Genomic DNA, 16,432 nt, shown 5'->3' with positions numbered 1-16,432 from the left:
CGCTGCAACGCCGGAGTATGCAGGGCATGACGTCAATCACAGAGGACGTTCTCATGTTGGATCGCATTATTGCGCACACGCCACTGGGCCAGGAGCAACTGCTGTTTCGCTCGCTGGACGGTATCGAAGCGCTTTCCACTCCTTTCGACTTCTCTATTGAATTGCTGAGCACCGACGCGCGCCTCGATCGCAAAGCGCTGCTCGGCCAACCGCTGACGCTGGAAATTCCGACCCAGGGCTTTCTCAGCGCCCCGCGTTACCTGAACGGTAAGATCACCGCCATCGCCGTCAGCAGCGAAGAGATCGGCGGCACGCGCTACGCGGTGTACAACCTGCACGTGCAGCCGGACCTGTGGCCGATGACCAAAGACCGTAATTTCCGCATCTTCCAGGAACAGACGGTGCCGCAGATCGTCAAGACCCTGCTGGCGGAGCACAACGTGCAGCTGGAAGATCAGCTGACCGGCGACTATCGTCTGTGGGGCTACTGCGTGCAGTACAACGAAAGCAGCTTCAACTTCATCAGCCGCCTGATGGAGCAGGAGGGCATCTATTACTATTTCAAACACGAAATGGGCAAACACACGCTGGTGCTCGGGGACGCCCCCCACCATCACCAGCCCTATCCCGGCTATGAGATGATCCCCTACCACCTGACGCCGTCGGGCGGCAGCACCAGCGAGGAAGGTATCAGCCAGTGGACGTTGTCCGATCGCGTCACGCCGGGCATCTACAGCCTGGACGACTACGATTTCCGCAAACCGAACGCCTGGCTGTTCCAGGCGCGGCAAAACCCGGTCTCGCCGACGCCGGGGCAAATCGACGTTTACGACTGGCCGGGCCGCTATACCGAGCATCAGCAGGGGGAGTTCTACGCCCGCGTGCGCCAGGAAGCCTGGCAGGCCGAACATCAGCAGATCCGAGGCACCGCCACCGCCATGGGCATCGCCCCCGGCAGTACCTTCACGCTGTATAACGCCCCGCATGCCGACGACAATCGCGAATATCTGACGCTGCAGGCCAGCTACCATCTGAAAGAGAATCGCTACGCCAGCGGCGACGATCAGAGCAGCGAACACCGCATCGACTTCATCGTCCTGCCGGCGGACGTGCCCTGGCACCCGCCGCAGCAGGCCACCTGGCCGAAAACCCACGGACCGCAGACCGCCCGGGTGGTCGGCCCGGCCGGCGAATCGATTTGGACCGACAAATACGGCCGCATCAAGGTGAAGTTCCACTGGGATCGCTTCGGGCCGAAAGACGACGGCAGCTCCTGCTGGGTGCGCGTCTCCAGCGCCTGGGCCGGCCAAGGCTACGGCGGCGTGCAGATCCCGCGCGTGAACGACGAAGTGGTGGTGGACTTTATCAACGGCGATCCGGATCGGCCGATCGTCACCGGGCGCGTCTATAACGAAGCCAGCATGCCGCCGTGGGCGCTGCCGGCCGCCGCCACCCAGATGGGCTTTATGAGCCGCACCAAGGACGGCACCGCCGACAACGCCAACGCCCTGCGTTTCGAAGACAAGGCCGGCGCCGAACAGGTGTGGATCCAGGCGGAGCGCAACATGGACACCCAGGTGAAAAACGATGAAAGCCACACCATCGCTAACGACCACACGCATCTGGTGGGCGGTAACCAGATCAAACGGGTGGTGCTTAATCAGGCGACCGGCGTCAAAGGTGAATCCTCCGCGCTGACCGGCAAAACGCGCAGCGACGCCGTGGTCAATGCCTTTACCCTCGGCTCCGGCGAATCGCTGCGGCTCGAGTGCGGCGAAAGCGTGATCGAACTGCTGGCGGACGGCCAAATCAACATCACCGGCACCAGTTTCAATATCACGGTAAAAGAGGATGGCGCGATCAACACCGGCGGCCAGCTGGATCTCAACCAGCCTGGCGGCGCCGCGCGCACCGCCGCACCGGGCGGTGGCCATCAGGCGGCAATCCAGAGCGCCGTCGATCAGCTGTTCCCGAACGAGGAGGCGAGTGGTACGCCGGGAAAGCCGGTTAACGCCGCCCCTCGGGCGGCGGCAGCGGCGCCGGCATCTATCACGCAAAATGCTCAATCGACAACAAAACCCGGCAGAATTGATAATCGGGTTGTTGAATCGGTCATGGCCTCTGAAGGGAGTGCTGGAGAACAAGGTGGGCGCCGTGAGTTATACGGATTCAGAAAAGGAAATGGCAATGCTTATGACAAAATCCTTGCTGCTCGTAACCAATACGGCCAAGGCAGCGCTGAAGAGTTTGAGGAAGTATCCAAAGCAATGAGCGCATCAGCGAAGTCTGCAGGTGCACTGAACTTTTCTGATCCAGGAAAACAAGGGGCAATAACTTCATTGGCACATATGCGTGGCTCATCTGGCGCACAAGCGATCCTGAACTCCATGGAGTCCGGACGAATAGTTAAGGCTGATACCTTAACGTCGGAGGCAATAGCCAAAATTGAAAGTATGTCGGCGGAAAGCTTTCAGGATAATTTACTTAAAGCTCGGGTAGAATACGATAGAGCAATATATGGAGATACCATCACGACGCAGGGTGGTAAACAGTACAACTGGTGGGCACGTTATGGTAATGGCCTTCAAAAGCGGTATGCCCGGGAAGCAGAAGAATTTTTAAAATTATCAAACGAGTGATTTATGTTCAAAAAAATCTTATTACCTACATTGTTTGCTGCTTCTTTGCTTTGCTCCATTGAATCCACATCAGCGATAGACCTGTTACAATATAACAAAACCAACACAGTAAGCGGGCTGGTCAACGATAAAGCGGTCACTGACAATCTTAAAAGCATACTGGGTCAAGACTATGAAAAGTACATCAACAACTTTGATGTGTTCGGTGAACCTCATTCAACCCCAGGTGGTGGGTTATTTGTTGAAGGGTGGCTAAAAGATCTTTATCTGGAAAATGCCTCTGCTCTGGTCATCAATCCCGATGGGAAAATTTATGCCGCCTGGGTTGTACCTGATTCTGATATCATAAATTACAAATCATCTGATAAAGATTCCCCTATTAATAATGATATTCTGCATTGGGCTGCACGCTTCAAAGACATGCATTTTTCCTCAGACAGCAAAAGAAATAAGGTGAGGACTGAGGAAGAATACTTTGACACACAGTCATTCTCTATCAAGCTCATGACTGTTTGCATCAGTAAAGGAAACTGTAATGATGCTACTTATTATGGAGAGCGTAAAAAAGATGGTGCTGCTGTAACTTTGCAGGGAAAAGTGACACGTGCTGATTGCAATACAGCCCCATGCCCAATAATCAGTTATGAGTTTAAAAATGCATCGACGACCTACATGCTCAGTAAAATTGATAACACACTGACAGTTATAAAGAACGGTAAGATATTAATGAATCAAAAAGGAACTTGGGGGAAATAGCCACCACAACCGCCACCGAGTGATTCCAAGGCACTTGATTCCAAGGCGCTAAAGTGAGACTTGGCCTATCTACCTACACTGTATAGATATCAAACGGCCTATACGTCAGTGCGAGTGACACTCCCTCCTCTTGTCACCGCTCCTAAACCGAACAGGAATGACAATCACAGGCTGAATCGATATCCCCTATCGATTCAGCCTTCTTTATCATTTCCCCTTCACCACTTTTTCACCGTCTGGTAAATCTCGAGGTCGAAATAGCCGTCGGCCTCGCAATCGTTGAGATAGTGTTCATAGCTCACCCCCTCAACCGGCTGATAGCCGCTGGCCGGCAGCAGCTTCTGGTAGAACTCGCCCCACACCCGCTCGAAATCGCCATCGCTGATGCGTACGCGGTAAACCGCGTACTGCCCAGCGGGCAGCGTCTGCACGGTCATGCCCGCGCTGCCCGTCGGCAGCGCGAAATCGTCCGCCACGCTCATCACCACGTCGGCGCGCAGCTTTTCCGGCGCCACTTCTGCCGGATCGTCCCAGTACAACACCAGCCATTTGCCGAACGGCACGTCGTGGCGCTGCCGCCATGCCAGCAGTTGCTGCGAGCCCTGCGGGATGGTCTGTGGATACGGCCCCACCACTCTGACACCCACCACCTTCTCCGCCGCTTTATCGATAATCCTCACGCTCATCGCCCTTCCCCCTCACAGTGTCTCAGGCACCGATTTCGGTACGCACGTCCAGCAGTTCGGGGAAAAAGGTCAGGTCCAACGCCTTTTTCAGGAAGCTGACGCCGCTGGAACCGCCGGTGCCCGACTTAAAGCCGATGATCCGCTCCACCGTTTTCATATGGCGGAAGCGCCACAGATGGAAACTCTCTTCGATATCCACCAGCTTCTCCGCCATTTCATACGCTTCCCAATAGGTCTGCGGGTTGTCGTAGATCACTTTGAACGCCGGCAGCAGATCCGGGTTGCGCTGATAGGGCTGCGTCCAGTCGCGCTTGAGGCACTCCTGCGGGATCGGCAAACCGTGGCGCGCCAGGTACAGCAAGTATTCGTCGTACAGGCTCGGCGCTTCGAGGATCGCCTTCAGCGCCGCGTGTTTTTCCGCATCGCTGCTGAACACCGCCAGCATGGCGGCGTTCTTGTTGCCGAGCAGAAACTCGATCGACCGGTATTGATGCGACTGGAAGCCCGACGAACTGCCCAACACATCGCGAAACTCGACGTATTCCGACGGCGTCAGCGTTTCCAGCACCGCCCACTGTTCGAACAGCAGCCGCTGGATCTGTTTAACGCGCGCGAGAATTTTAAAACAGTGGCTGAGTTTGTCCTGCTGCACCAGCCGCAGCGCCGCCTGTAGCTCGTGCAGCATCAGCTTCATCCACAGTTCGGAGGTTTGGTGCTGTATCACGAACAGCATTTCGTCATGATGCGGCGGGTTGGAGAGCGGGTGCTGGCAGTCCAGCAGTTGGTCCAGGCACAGGTAGTCGCCATAGCTCATGCGTTTGGAAAAATCGGTGACAATCGCGCTTTCTAATTCCCGTTTGTTCATCTGTGATCTCCGTTGCGCCCAGCGCCCCATCGGCCTGGAACGTGCCGCAAAGAGAAAACAATAGTACAGAACCCGCCGCCCCGAAGGGCGATAAACGAGAGATGCTTCGCAGATCTCACTCATCCGCGTCACCCCATGGCCGCCGCCCTTTGCTGTTTAGTAAACAACCAGCCCTGCGCCTGACGACTCTCACAAATGCGCGATCCCGTGCGGGTTTCGCCCCGGTTGCGGCTTGCCTGCGCCCGCCTTCCCTTATAGATTGCAGGCTAACGGCAGGCAGCAAGGGATCGGCAAATGGCAAATATTCGTGATGTCGCGCGGTTGGCCGGCGTGTCCATCAGCAGCGTGTCGAACCTGCTGAATAATCGCAGCCACCAGATGAGCGCACAGACCCGTCAGCGCATCGAACAGGCGATGGACACCCTGGGCTATCGTCCGGCGCGCACCGCAGTGAACCTCGCGCCACAGGCGAAGATCATCGGCCTGCTGCTGCCGTCGATCGTTAACCCGAGTTTTTCGGCGCTGGCGCACGCCGTCGACAGCGCGGCGCGCGCTCACCGCTACCGCGTCTTGCTCGGCAACGCCTACAGGCAGGAACAGGAGGAAGCCGCGTTTATCGACGATATGTTTCTGCATGGCGTGCGCGGCATCATCGTGGCGGCGAGCGACATCCGCCAGACCCATTTTGTCCGGGCGGCCGAGCGGGGCATGAAGATCGTCAGCTATGACAGCCCGTTCGCCGAGCCGATGGCCGCCGATAGCCGGTTGTTCGACAGCGTGTCGATGGACAATCTCGCCGCCGGGCGTCTGGCCGCGCAGCACCTGCTCGAACGCGGCTGCCGACATATCGTGTTCGCCACCGAAGCGGCGCTGACCGTGGGGCGCAGCCACAAGATCGACGGTTTTCTGAGTGCGCTGGGGCACAACTTGAGCGAACGCCAACGGGTGATCGAAGGCAAAGCCACCAGCGCCTACGGCGACACGGAGATGTTCGAATTGGGGCTGACGCTGGCATCCCGCATCCTCGCGCTGACGCCGCGCCCGGACGGCATCGTGGCGATTAACGATGCGCTGGGCATCGGGCTGATGGTGGGGCTGCGCGCCGCCGGCGTCCAGGTGCCAGCAGAGATTTCGGTGGTCGGCATCGACAATATCGCGCTTGCCGGCCTGGCCGAACCGGGGTTGACGTCGATCGGCCCGCCGCTGGTCGAGATGGCGCAGCTGATGGTCGAACGCCTGATCGGCCGCATCAACAATGATTCACAACCGCCCGGCGAGTTTCTCTTCCCGCCGACGGTCATCAGCCGGCGTTCCGTCAAAACCGCCGGTTAATTCGGTAAAAACGGCTTACCCAGGCGATGCGCAGATAGCATCGTCCGGCTCGCCGCAGCCAAAATCAGAAAAAACAGCGTCGTCGCACTAAATAAACGGCGCGACGCTTTATGCACGCAACGTCGTTATTCAGCATGCCGCTCATGACTTTGGGCCGGGCCGCTATTATTCCGATTAACCACATGGGAAAAACCATGATGAAAAAAACAATGCCAAAGGATATTGAACGCAGTGCCATCAGGAAATTGACGCTGCATATTGTCCCCCTAATGATCTTGTTGTATTTCCTGGCCTTTCTCGACCGCAACAATATGGCCTACGCTGCCAAAGCGTTGGAAGATAATCTGGGATTGACCGCCTCGGCTTTCGGCTTCGCTTCCGGAATTTTCTTTATCGGCTATTTCCTGTTTGAAATACCCAGCAACGCCGGAACCATTAAATTCGGCCCGCGCATCTGGTTCGCCAGAATATTAATTTCCTGGGGCATCTTCGCGACCCTGCTCGGTTTTGTGCGCACGCCGCTGGAGCTGTATATTTGCCGTTTTATGCTGGGCGTGTGCGAGGCCGGTTTCTTTCCCTCGGTGGTGTATTACTTCACGGTCTTCTTCCCGGAAAAATACCGCACCAAAATTCTCGGCATGTTCATCATCGTCCAGCCGCTGTCTAACGCGGTCGGCTCGCCGATTTCCGGCTTTATTCTCAATATTCAGCATGACTGGTTCGGCTTCGCCCCCTGGCAGCTGCTGTTCATCCTCGAAGGGCTGCCGCCGATCGTCATCGGCCTGCTGATCCCCTTCCTGATCAAGAACTCGCCCAAGGACGTCGGTTATCTGAACGTGGAGGAAAAAGCCTGGCTGATGAGCAACGCCGGCCGCTCCAAATCCGGCTCAAAAATCACGCTGGGCGACTTCCTCAAGGGCATTAAAAACAGAAAGTACCTGCTCTACGCGCTGCTCAACTTCGGCATGGTATGCGGCATTTACGGCTTCGGCACCTGGCTGCCGTCGATCATCAGCGCCATTTCCGGCAGCGATATCTTTCGCGTCAGCCTGCTGGCGCTCATTCCCTACGGCCTGGCCGCGCTGCTGGTGTATCCGTGGAGCCTGTGGGCCAGCAAAACCAAAAAGCTCGGCGTGTTCGCCGGCCTCAGCATGGTGATCGCCGCCATCGGCCTGATGGGCGCGGTGACGTTTTTTAAATACGACCCGCTCGTCGCGCTGTCATTCCTGTGCATTGCCGCCATCGGCATCTACACCGCCGTGCCGCCGTTCTTATCCATGCCCGCCAATATCTCCACCGGCGCGGCCGCGGCCGCCGGGCTGGCGGTAGTGAGCTGCATCGGCAATATCGGCGGTTTCGTCGCCCCCTATGCGGTGGGCGTGCTGAACGATCTGACCGGCAGCAGCGCGCCGGGGCTGTTTTTCCTGGCCTCGTGCCTGCTGGCGACCGGTTTGATCTGCATTTTCTACTGCGCCAAACAGCGTGAAGGCGTCATCAATTCTTAACGAACCAATAAGGAGTCAATCATGGGCGATCTTGCGGGCAAAAAGGTCTTTATCACCGGGGCGGAACAGGGCATCGGCCGCGCCACCGCAGAGCGGCTGATCAAGGCCGGGTGCGACATCTATTTTCACTACCACAGCGACGAAAGCGGCCCCAAGGCGCTGGTGGCGCTGGCCCATTCACTCGGACAAAAGGCCGCCTACGGCTACGCCGATCTCATCGACACCGACGAAACGCTGCGCTGCGTCTCGGCCGGCGCCGAGTTTCTCGGCGGCATCGATATTCTGATCAATAACGTCGGCGGCATCGTCGGGCGCAAATGGCTGGGCGAGATCGATCGCGCCTTCTGGCAAACCGTGATCGACGTAAACATGACCACCATGCTGAACGTGACCCAGAGCGCGCTGCCGCACCTGAAGGCGGCGCCGAACGGCGCCAGCATCATCAACCTGGCCTCGCTGGCCGGCCGCGCCGGCGGGCACGCCGGCTCGCTGGTCTATTCCGCCACCAAGGGCGCGGTGCTCACCTGGACGCGCTCGCTGGCGGCGGAGCTGGGCGAGCACGGCATCCGGGTGAACGCGGTGGCGCCCGGCCTGATCCTCGGCACCCGCTTTCATAATCGCCATACCACCCAGGCATCGGCGGAGGAAACCGTTCGCAGCATCCCGCTGGGCCGCGCAGGCACGCCGGACGACGTGGCCCGCGCCATCGCCTTCCTGGCGGCGGAATACGACGGCTTCATCTCCGGCGCCACTCTCGACATCAACGGCGGCATCTTCCGCATGTAGTTCAGCTGCGGGCGGCACAGCCGCCCCCTATTCAGGAATCGCTTTATGATCAAATCCGCCATCACTCACCCGCCGCTGCTCGCCGCGCTGGCGCAATGCGGGCATAAAACCCAGGTGCTGATCGCCGACGGCAATTACGCCTGCGTGACGCACGCGCCGAAAGACGCCACCGTGGTCTATCTGAACCTGGCGCCCGGCACGCTCGCCGCCCCGCCAATCCTGGAAAAACTGCTGGCCTGCATCAACGTGGAAAGCGCGGCGCTGATGGCCTGCCCGCCGGACTTCACCAACACTATCGAAGCCGAATACCGGCAACTGCTGCCAGAACATTGCCCGATCGAGCACCTGCCGCGCGAGGCGTTTTACGCCGCGGTCAAATCGGATCGGACGCTGCTGGTGATCGCCTCCGGCGAACGGCGCCGCTTCGCCAATCTGCTGCTGACGGTGGCGCCGGTGGTGTGAAAGAGGTAGAGGGTGTGAGGGATAAAATGAGGGGGCCAGCCCCCTCATGCCGTTACAGGTCAGCGACCCACTTCTCCAGCTCCCCCGCACGTTCCGCATCGATATAACTGGTGGCCCAGCCAAATAGGTAAGCGAAGGCGAAAATGCCCACCGTCGACGACACCAGCGTCGGCGCGAAAAACGCGGCGATAGCGGAGAGCGTATACCCTGCGCCGATCGACAACCCGAGCGCTTCGAGCTGGTTGCGGAACGCTTTCCAGTTGCCGGTTGAGAAACCTTCAATCGCGGCGTTTACCAGATCCGCGCCCTTGATCGCCCAGTCCACCCCGGTGAAGACCTTGCCCAATACCCGCGCATTGCGGGCATACTGTTCCGCATCGATCATTTTCAGCCAGGCGACAATCGCCGCTTTGTCCTGCGCCTTGAGCTTTTTGTTCAGGCCCTTCGTCAATTGCTCGTAGGTTTTCTCCGCATCTTGCACGTTGCGGATATATTTTCCTTGAATTCCCGCCTCCAAATCCTTGGCGAGTTTGGCGTATTTCGCGCCGATCTTTTCCGCGATATCTTTATTGATACCTGCGGCCAGGCTGACGCCATCCTTGATGGCTTTTAATTCCGCATTTTGATATTCGACGAATTCCTTAACGATCGTTTTTACCGAGCCGGGTGATTTTACCGGCTTGCCGTTGGCATATTTCACCTCCATGGCATTCAGGTTATCCCCTCTCACCACGGCGATAAACGCGGGCCGGTTCTTATTGGCCTTATAGTAGAGGTTGTAGGTCGCCACTCCGTCTTGCTTTTCCACCTTCAAATGATGAAAACCGTAGTAACTCCCGGTCGTGCGGGTCGTCGAGAATTCACCGGTTTTGCCGTTGCCATGCCAGCCGCTGACGGGCCGATCGCGATGCGAGTCTGTCACGAAACTGCCTAACGAAGAGGCGCCGATCTGCCCGGCATTCAGGCCATTGTTGCCGCCTTTGCCAGGGGGTGAGGGTTTGCGCGCATGGCCGGTTTCGATATCCCCGATCGCCACTGTCCCCCCCTTGGCGTTGACCCCCATCACCAGCCCCCCCAGGCCAATGTGCTTCGCCTGATCGGCCGTCAAACCGGTGGCGGAAAGGCTCAGCGTGCCGGATGGGCTGACGCTTTCAATATGCAATTTCGCATCCGGGTTAATTCTGCGCGCCGCCTTAATCACCGCCTCCAGCTTCATGCGCAGCGCCGGATCGTTTTGGATCGCCGCTATCTGTTGCTGTTCCGGGCTGTTGCCAACGCCGGCGCCGCCGCGATCGCGATCGCCGGAATGGCCTTTATCGCCGCCCCCCGGCTCAGGGCCCGTACCGCGTTCAGAACTCCAGTTAGTCCCATCTCCTTTACCACCATAATTAAATCCAGGCATATGCTTTCATCCTTATTTCGTTTTATTTTTAAGATGCCGATATTCTCGTTTAACGCGGATTGACACGCGCATTATCCCTATCGGCAAACCGTTTTTAGCCGCCCGTCATTTATAAAAAACCGCAGAAATAAGGACAACGGATGGCGGCTGTCTGGTCGGTGAAACAAATAGGATCGCGTCTGCATAACCTGAATATATCGCCGCGGGTCACGCCTGGATGGCTGCGACCTGTTCAGAAGTCATTGGCACACGCCATGAATTGCAATTACAATCATCGCACTTGCAACTTAAAGGGAATGCTCCGCATGTCGCCTCAACGTATAACAATGCCTGCCGCCTCCGCCAGGACCAGAACCCTGGCCGAAGCCTGTATCCGCAAGATGGCCTCCGTCAGCCAGAACGCCGGCGCGGCGCTTCCCTCTTCCACCGCCTGGACGGCGGAAGCCTTGAGCGAACTAAACGCCAGTGGCAACATCTGGCTCATCGACGGCAGAAGGCGCGCCGAACCGCCGAGCTCCCGCTACGCCACCGCCTGGCCGCTCTGGTTTGGCCATCAATCAGAACGTTATGAGAAACCGTTGTTTTACGTCGTCAACACCCCTTCGGTAGACATGCTCCGCGGGCTTGAGCCGGAAACCAATCGCAAGGGGATTTTCATCAGCGATGCGGATACCGGCAGTACCGACTTGCCGAAAGGCGTGCAGGCCTGGTTCCCGCTCCAGCTCACCGCCATGCCGGACTGGCTGCCTTTCGATCCGGCCAATGCCCGGGAAACCGGCGCGATACTCCATCACGCCCTGCACGCGCTCTATCTGGAGGGAACGAGAAAGATGGTGTATCTCGCGACCAACGCAGACAATGATGCCCCCGCTTCCGGTGAGCCGTTTGTCGCAGAGCAGGCGTTCAAGGGGATGTATCGTGTCGCGGCGGCGGCGGACTCGCCGTTGCAGGTTCGCCTGTGCGGCGCAGGCAGAACGCTCGCCCGCGTTCAGCAGGCGGCTGAGGTGTTGAAAAATTGGGGCATCGCGGCCGAAATCTGGAGCTGCCCCAGCTACACGCGGTTGGCGCAGGATGCTGAACTCGCCGACATGCAGCGCCAGGACAGCGGCGGCGAATGCCATCTGAAAACGTGTCTGGGCGCCGGGAATGCCCCCGTCGTCGCCGTTACCGACTACTCGCACCTGATTGCCAACCAGCTCAAGCGGTTCATTCCCGCACGCTTTGCCGCGGTGGGTTCGGATTCTCGCACCCGGGGCGAAATTCACTATCCGCAGGCGGAATGGATTGCGCTATGTGCCCTCAAACTGCTGGCCGACGAGCAGAAAATTCCCTCGACGCTGATCGCCGATGCGCTGCGCGTTCTGCACATCACGCCCGATGCCTGATCACGCTCTGGCCAGCTGCATCGCGTTGTCCAACGCGTCGGAGAAGCGTGCGATCTCTTCTTCGCTGAACTGATTGAGAAAGTGGGTTTTGACCACCGCGCGGTAGATCTCCCACATTTTTTTCCGCAGGGCCTTACCTTCCTCGGTGATGGTGGCGAAGGAGGCCCGACGGTCGTCATCCGAACGGAAACGCGTGACCAGCCGCTCTTTTTCCAGGCGATCCATCAGGCGGGTCAGGTTATAACGCTCAATCACCAACACGTCCGCCAGTTCATGCATGCGGCGCGTGCCGTTTTCCCCGCTTTCCAATCCCCATAACACGTCATACCAGGCGTACGCCGGCAGCCCCGCCTCCGACAATTGCGTTTCTATCTTTTTGATGATTGCCCGGTGCGCGCGCACGAAGGAGAACCACAGGTCGGGTTGTTTATCTGTCATGTCAGTTTTCTCGTCAAAAGCGGTGAGTTGCAATTGCAATTGTAAAGGGATAGAGTGGCTTTCGCCATTATTGCATTTGCAACTCTTGCATATGCAATTCAATAAATTCCTGTATCGCTCAGCGCCTTATCAGGTAAGTACATTTGGAGCTTTTATGAACCAACCCGCGGTAAAAGCAGATCTTGACCCACAAGAGACGGCTGAATGGCTTGAGGCATTTGAAGGCGTCGCCGACATCGACGGCCGTGAACGCGCGCATTTTTTGTTGGAAAGAATGGCCGAAGCCGATCAGCGAAAACACGGCGATTTCTTCAGCATGGTCACCACGCCGTACGTGAATACGATCCCGGTCTATAAGCAGCCGACGTATCCCGGCGATCTGGCCGCGGAAGCGCGCATCAATGCGTTTATTCGCTGGAACGCCATGGCGATGGTGCTGCGCGCCGGCAAACATTCCAACGTCGGCGGACACATCGCCACCTACCAGTCGGCCGCGGTGCTTTACGACGTGGGATTCACGCACTTTTTCCGCGGACGCACCGATGAGTTTGCCGGTGACATGGTGTATATCCAGGGTCACTCCGCCCCCGGCATTTACGGCCGCGCCTATCTCGAAGGCCGCATCGACGAGGAGCTGCTCGACAACTTTCGCCGCGAATCCGCGCGCCGCGGCCTTTCTTCCTATCCGCACCCCAGGCTGATGCCGGATTTCTGGCAATATCCCACCGTTTCGATGGGGCTGGGGCCGCTGACCGCCGCCTATCAGGCACGCTATATGCGCTATCTGGAATACCGCGGGTTGAAACCGCATCAGGGGAGAAAGGTGTGGGCGTTTCTCGGCGACGGCGAGATGGATCAACCGGAATCGCTGGCGGCAATTGCGCTGGGCGGGCGAGAAAAGCTCGATAACCTGATCTTCGTCGTGAACTGCAATCTGCAGCGGCTGGATGGTCCCGTGCGCGGCAACGGCAAGATCATTCAGGAACTGGAAGGCACCTTCAAAGCCGCCGGCTGGCAGGTGATCAAGGTGATCTGGGGCAGTGGCTGGGACAAACTCCTGCAAAAAGATCGCTCCGGGCTGCTGATGCAGCGCATGATGGAGTGCGTCGACGGCGATTACCAGACCTTCAAGTCGCAAAGCGGCGCCTATGTGCGGGAGCATTTCTTCGGCAAGTACCCGGAGTTGCTCGCGCTGGTCGCCGATCTGAGCGACGATGAGATCTGGGCGCTGCACCGCGGCGGCCACGATCCGCAAAAGGTGTACGCCGCCTACCATCAGGCGATGCATACCCCGGGCAGGCCGACGGTGGTATTGGCCAAAACGGTCAAAGGGTTCGGCATGGGAGAAGCCGGTGAAGGGCAGAACATCAACCATCAGCTGAAAAAAATGAGCCAGGATGCGGTGAAAGCCTTCCGCGATCGTTTGGGGTTGACGCTCCCCGATGCGCAGCTGGAAGCGATCCCTTATCTGAAGCCCGAGCCCGACAGCGCGGCGGCGAAGTACATCACCGCGACGCGCACCGCGCTGGGCGGCTACATCCCCGCCCGCTTCGGCCAATCCACCCCGCTGGCGATACCGGCGTTATCGCGCTTCGACAGTCTCCTTAAGGGCAGCGGCGAGCGCAACATGTCAACCACCATGGCCTTCGTCAATATCCTCGGCGCGCTGCTCAAAGACCCCAACATCGGCAAACTGATCGTGCCCATCGTGCCGGACGAGTCGCGCACGTTCGGCATGGAAGGCCTGTTCCGCCAGATTGGCATCCATTCCTGGCTCGGCCAGCTATATACCCCGCAAGATGCCGGGCAGCTCAGCTACTATAAAGAGGCCAAAGACGGCCAGATTTTGCAGGAAGGCATCAACGAATCCGGCGCGATATCGACCTGGATCGCCGCCGGCACCGCCTACAGCAACCACGATGTCGCGACGATCCCGTTCTATATCTTCTACTCCATGTTCGGGCTGCAGCGGGTGGGCGATCTCGCCTGGGCGGCGGCCGACGCGCGCACCAAGGGTTTCCTGCTCGGCGCCACCTCCGGCAGAACCACCCTGATGGGCGAAGGCTTGCAGCATGACGACGGCCACAGCCACGTGCTGTCTTCCGTGATCCCCAGCTGCGTCTCCTACGATCCGACCTATGCCTATGAACTCGCAGTGATCGTTCAGAGCGGCATGCGCAGGATGTTCGTTGAGCAAGAGGATATTTACTACTACATCACCTTGCTCAATGAGGGATACCCGCAGCCGCCGATGCCGGCGGGCGTAGAGGACGGGATTATCCAGGGGGCGTATTTGCTCAAACAGAGCGCAGCGACAACCCAAGAGAGCCCGCGCGCTCAGCTGGTCGCCAGCGGCGCCATCATGCGCGAGGCGCTGGCGGCGGCGGAGCTGTTGGCCGTGGACTTTGGCGTCGCCAGCGATATCTGGAGCGCCACCAGCCTGAGCGAGCTGCGCCGCAACGGCATGGCGGCCGAACGCTGGAACCTGCTGCATCCGGAAGATCCGCCGAAAGTCCCTTATATCCAAAGCCTGCTGGCGGCGCATCCCGGCCCGGTGGTGGTAGCGACGGACTATATGAAGATCGTCGGCGATCAGATCAAACCGTTCTTGCCCGACCGCACCTTTATCGCCTTGGGCACCGACGGTTTTGGCCGCTCGGACACCCGCGAGGCGCTGCGTGAGTTCTTCGAGGTCAACCGCCATTTCATCGCGCTCGCCGCCCTGAAGCTGCTGGCTGACGAAGGCCGTATCGCCCGCAGCGAGGTCAACCGCGCCATGGCGCTGTACGGCATCGCCCCCGATAAGCCGGATCCGGCTGCGGTGAAGTAACACTCAGCCTACCCACGCCGCCGGTTGTCACCCGCGGCGTTTTTCTTCCTTCGATTCGGCAGCGCGCGGCGCCCGCTCCCCCAGCCGCACCACAGGAATGTCCGCCAGCCGGGTGGTGTAGGCCGGCGACAGCATGTCGCGCTTCATTTGCCACGGTTTGACGATCCCCTGCCCGGCGAACCATACGCGCCCGCGCCCTTCCTGATTCAGGCGATCGAGGGTCGCCATCAGGCGCTCGCTGTTGCGGCGCGGCGGGCAGTCGTCGAACAGGTCGATCTGCGCCATGGCGGCGGCGCTGAAATCCCCCAGCATCACGCCGCCCTTCAGATAACGCCGCCCCTCCTGCCAAATGCTCTCCAGCGCGCGCACCGCCATGGCGATGATGTCGCGGCTGTCGTTGCTCGGCGTTTGCAGCCGGGCGGTGCCCATATTGCTGTAATAGCCTTCGCCCGCCGAATGCGGGCTGGTTTTGATAAACACCGACACGTTGCGGCAATAGCGCTTTTCCTGTCGCAGCTTTTCGGCGGCGCGTTCGGCATAGCTGCAGATCGCCTCGCGCATGTGCGGGTAGTGCGTCAACCGCTGGCCGAACGAGCGGGAACAGATGATCTGCTCTTTCGCCGCCGCCTCATCTTCCCATTGCAGGCATGACTCGCCGCGCAGCTCACGTATCGTGCGCTCCAGCACCACGCTGAAGGTTTTACGCGCCAGCCGGGTATCGCAGTCCGCCAGCTGCAGCGCGGTGTGAATGCCCATCGCCTGCAGCTGGCGCGTCAGGCGGCGGCCCACGCCCCACACTTCTTCCACCGGAAGCAACGCCAGCAGTTTGCGCTGGCGCGCCGGATCGGATAAATCCACCACGCCGCCGGTGCCGCGCCATTTCTTGGCCGCGAAGTTAGCCAGCTTGGCCAGCGTTTTGCTCGGCGCAATGCCGACCCCGACCGTCAAATGCAGCTCGCGCCGGATGCGATCGCGCACCCGCTGGCCGAACGGTTCCAGCGCCTCGCAGCGCGCCACGCCGTCCAGCCGCAGAAAGGCTTCGTCCAGTGAATAGATCTCCACCGCCGGCGCCATCTCCTCCAGCGTGTCCATCACCCGGCGGGACATATCGGCGTACAGCGCGTAGTTGGAGGAGAACACCGCGACGTTGCGACGGCGCATCTCCTCTTTGATCTTGAAATAAGGCGCGCCCATCGGCACGCCCAGCGCCTTCGCCTCGGCGCTGCGGGCGATCACGCAGCCGTCGTTGTTGGACAACACAATCACCGGCCGCCCCCGCAGGTCGGGCCGGAAAATGGTCTCGCAGGAAGCGTAGAAGCTGTTGACGTCTACCAGGGCGAACATGG

Annotated in this window: 13 protein-coding genes; 8 read left to right on the top strand and 5 right to left on the bottom strand. The window is 59.2% G+C overall.

What is annotated here, in order from left to right:
- The first annotated feature begins 53 nt into the window (after positions 1–53).
- Positions 54–2,639 carry a type VI secretion system Vgr family protein gene (locus ACJ8J1_RS04455; protein ID WP_033643566.1) on the top strand — a complete coding sequence of 862 codons (2,586 nt, stop codon included), beginning with the start codon at positions 54–56 and terminating at the stop codon, positions 2,637–2,639.
- Between the two features lie 3 nt (positions 2,640–2,642).
- Positions 2,643–3,395 carry a hypothetical protein gene (locus ACJ8J1_RS04450; RefSeq protein WP_033643567.1) on the top strand — a complete coding sequence of 251 codons (753 nt, stop codon included), beginning with the start codon at positions 2,643–2,645 and terminating at the stop codon, positions 3,393–3,395.
- Between the two features lie 218 nt (positions 3,396–3,613).
- On the opposite strand, the gene sbmC is transcribed toward ACJ8J1_RS04450, so the two are convergent.
- Complete coding sequence (gene sbmC / locus ACJ8J1_RS04445) at positions 3,614–4,081, bottom strand: DNA gyrase inhibitor SbmC (RefSeq protein WP_033643568.1); 468 nt, start codon at positions 4,079–4,081, stop codon at positions 3,614–3,616.
- Between the two features lie 22 nt (positions 4,082–4,103).
- Positions 4,104–4,946, bottom strand: coding sequence for a tryptophan 2,3-dioxygenase (gene kynA / locus ACJ8J1_RS04440; RefSeq protein ID WP_033643569.1), 843 nt, complete (start codon positions 4,944–4,946; stop codon positions 4,104–4,106).
- Between the two features lie 294 nt (positions 4,947–5,240).
- Between kynA and ACJ8J1_RS04435 the strand changes: the two genes are divergently transcribed.
- From ACJ8J1_RS04435 to ACJ8J1_RS04420, 4 genes are all read left to right on the top strand, one after another.
- Positions 5,241–6,278 carry a LacI family DNA-binding transcriptional regulator gene (locus ACJ8J1_RS04435; RefSeq protein ID WP_442520324.1) on the top strand — a complete coding sequence of 346 codons (1,038 nt, stop codon included), beginning with the start codon at positions 5,241–5,243 and terminating at the stop codon, positions 6,276–6,278.
- Between the two features lie 269 nt (positions 6,279–6,547).
- A complete protein-coding gene (locus tag ACJ8J1_RS04430) occupies positions 6,548–7,783 on the top strand; it encodes an MFS transporter (protein ID WP_232093723.1) in 1,236 nt (411 codons plus the stop codon).
- Positions 7,784–7,804: 21 nt separating this feature from the next.
- A complete protein-coding gene (locus tag ACJ8J1_RS04425; protein WP_033643571.1) occupies positions 7,805–8,569 on the top strand; it encodes an SDR family NAD(P)-dependent oxidoreductase in 765 nt (254 codons plus the stop codon).
- 45 nt (positions 8,570–8,614) lie between these two features.
- On the top strand, positions 8,615–9,031 hold the full coding sequence (locus ACJ8J1_RS04420) for an RbsD/FucU domain-containing protein (protein ID WP_033643572.1): 417 nt from the start codon (positions 8,615–8,617) through the stop codon (positions 9,029–9,031).
- 52 nt (positions 9,032–9,083) lie between these two features.
- Here the strand turns inward: ACJ8J1_RS04420 and ACJ8J1_RS04415 are convergent, their stop codons facing one another.
- A complete protein-coding gene (locus ACJ8J1_RS04415; protein WP_033643573.1) occupies positions 9,084–10,433 on the bottom strand; it encodes a colicin-like pore-forming protein in 1,350 nt (449 codons plus the stop codon).
- A gap of 305 nt (positions 10,434–10,738) precedes the next feature.
- Here ACJ8J1_RS04415 and ACJ8J1_RS04410 point away from each other — a divergent pair, with 305 nt between their 5' ends.
- On the top strand, positions 10,739–11,818 hold the full coding sequence (locus tag ACJ8J1_RS04410) for a transketolase-like TK C-terminal-containing protein (RefSeq protein WP_033643574.1): 1,080 nt from the start codon (positions 10,739–10,741) through the stop codon (positions 11,816–11,818).
- Here ACJ8J1_RS04410 and ACJ8J1_RS04405 read toward each other — a convergent pair whose 3' ends face one another.
- Positions 11,819–12,256, bottom strand: a complete 438-nt coding sequence (locus ACJ8J1_RS04405; protein WP_033643576.1) for a MarR family winged helix-turn-helix transcriptional regulator — start codon at positions 12,254–12,256, stop codon at positions 11,819–11,821.
- Positions 12,257–12,410: 154 nt separating this feature from the next.
- Between ACJ8J1_RS04405 and aceE the strand changes: the two genes are divergently transcribed.
- Positions 12,411–15,086 (top strand): pyruvate dehydrogenase (acetyl-transferring), homodimeric type, encoded by a 2,676-nt coding sequence (aceE, locus tag ACJ8J1_RS04400; protein ID WP_033643577.1) that lies wholly within the window; start codon positions 12,411–12,413, stop codon positions 15,084–15,086.
- 27 nt (positions 15,087–15,113) lie between these two features.
- Here the strand turns inward: aceE and umuC are convergent, their stop codons facing one another.
- On the bottom strand, positions 15,114–16,430 hold the full coding sequence (gene umuC, locus ACJ8J1_RS04395) for a translesion error-prone DNA polymerase V subunit UmuC (protein ID WP_033643578.1): 1,317 nt from the start codon (positions 16,428–16,430) through the stop codon (positions 15,114–15,116).
- Positions 16,431–16,432: the final 2 nt, after the last annotated feature.

Source organism: Serratia sp. CY37869, assembly GCF_052168895.1.
Taxonomy (GTDB): domain Bacteria; phylum Pseudomonadota; class Gammaproteobacteria; order Enterobacterales; family Enterobacteriaceae; genus Serratia; species Serratia ureilytica.
The sequence above is the reverse complement of the archived record's forward strand: the minus strand, read 5'-3'. Positions and strand labels throughout refer to the sequence as shown.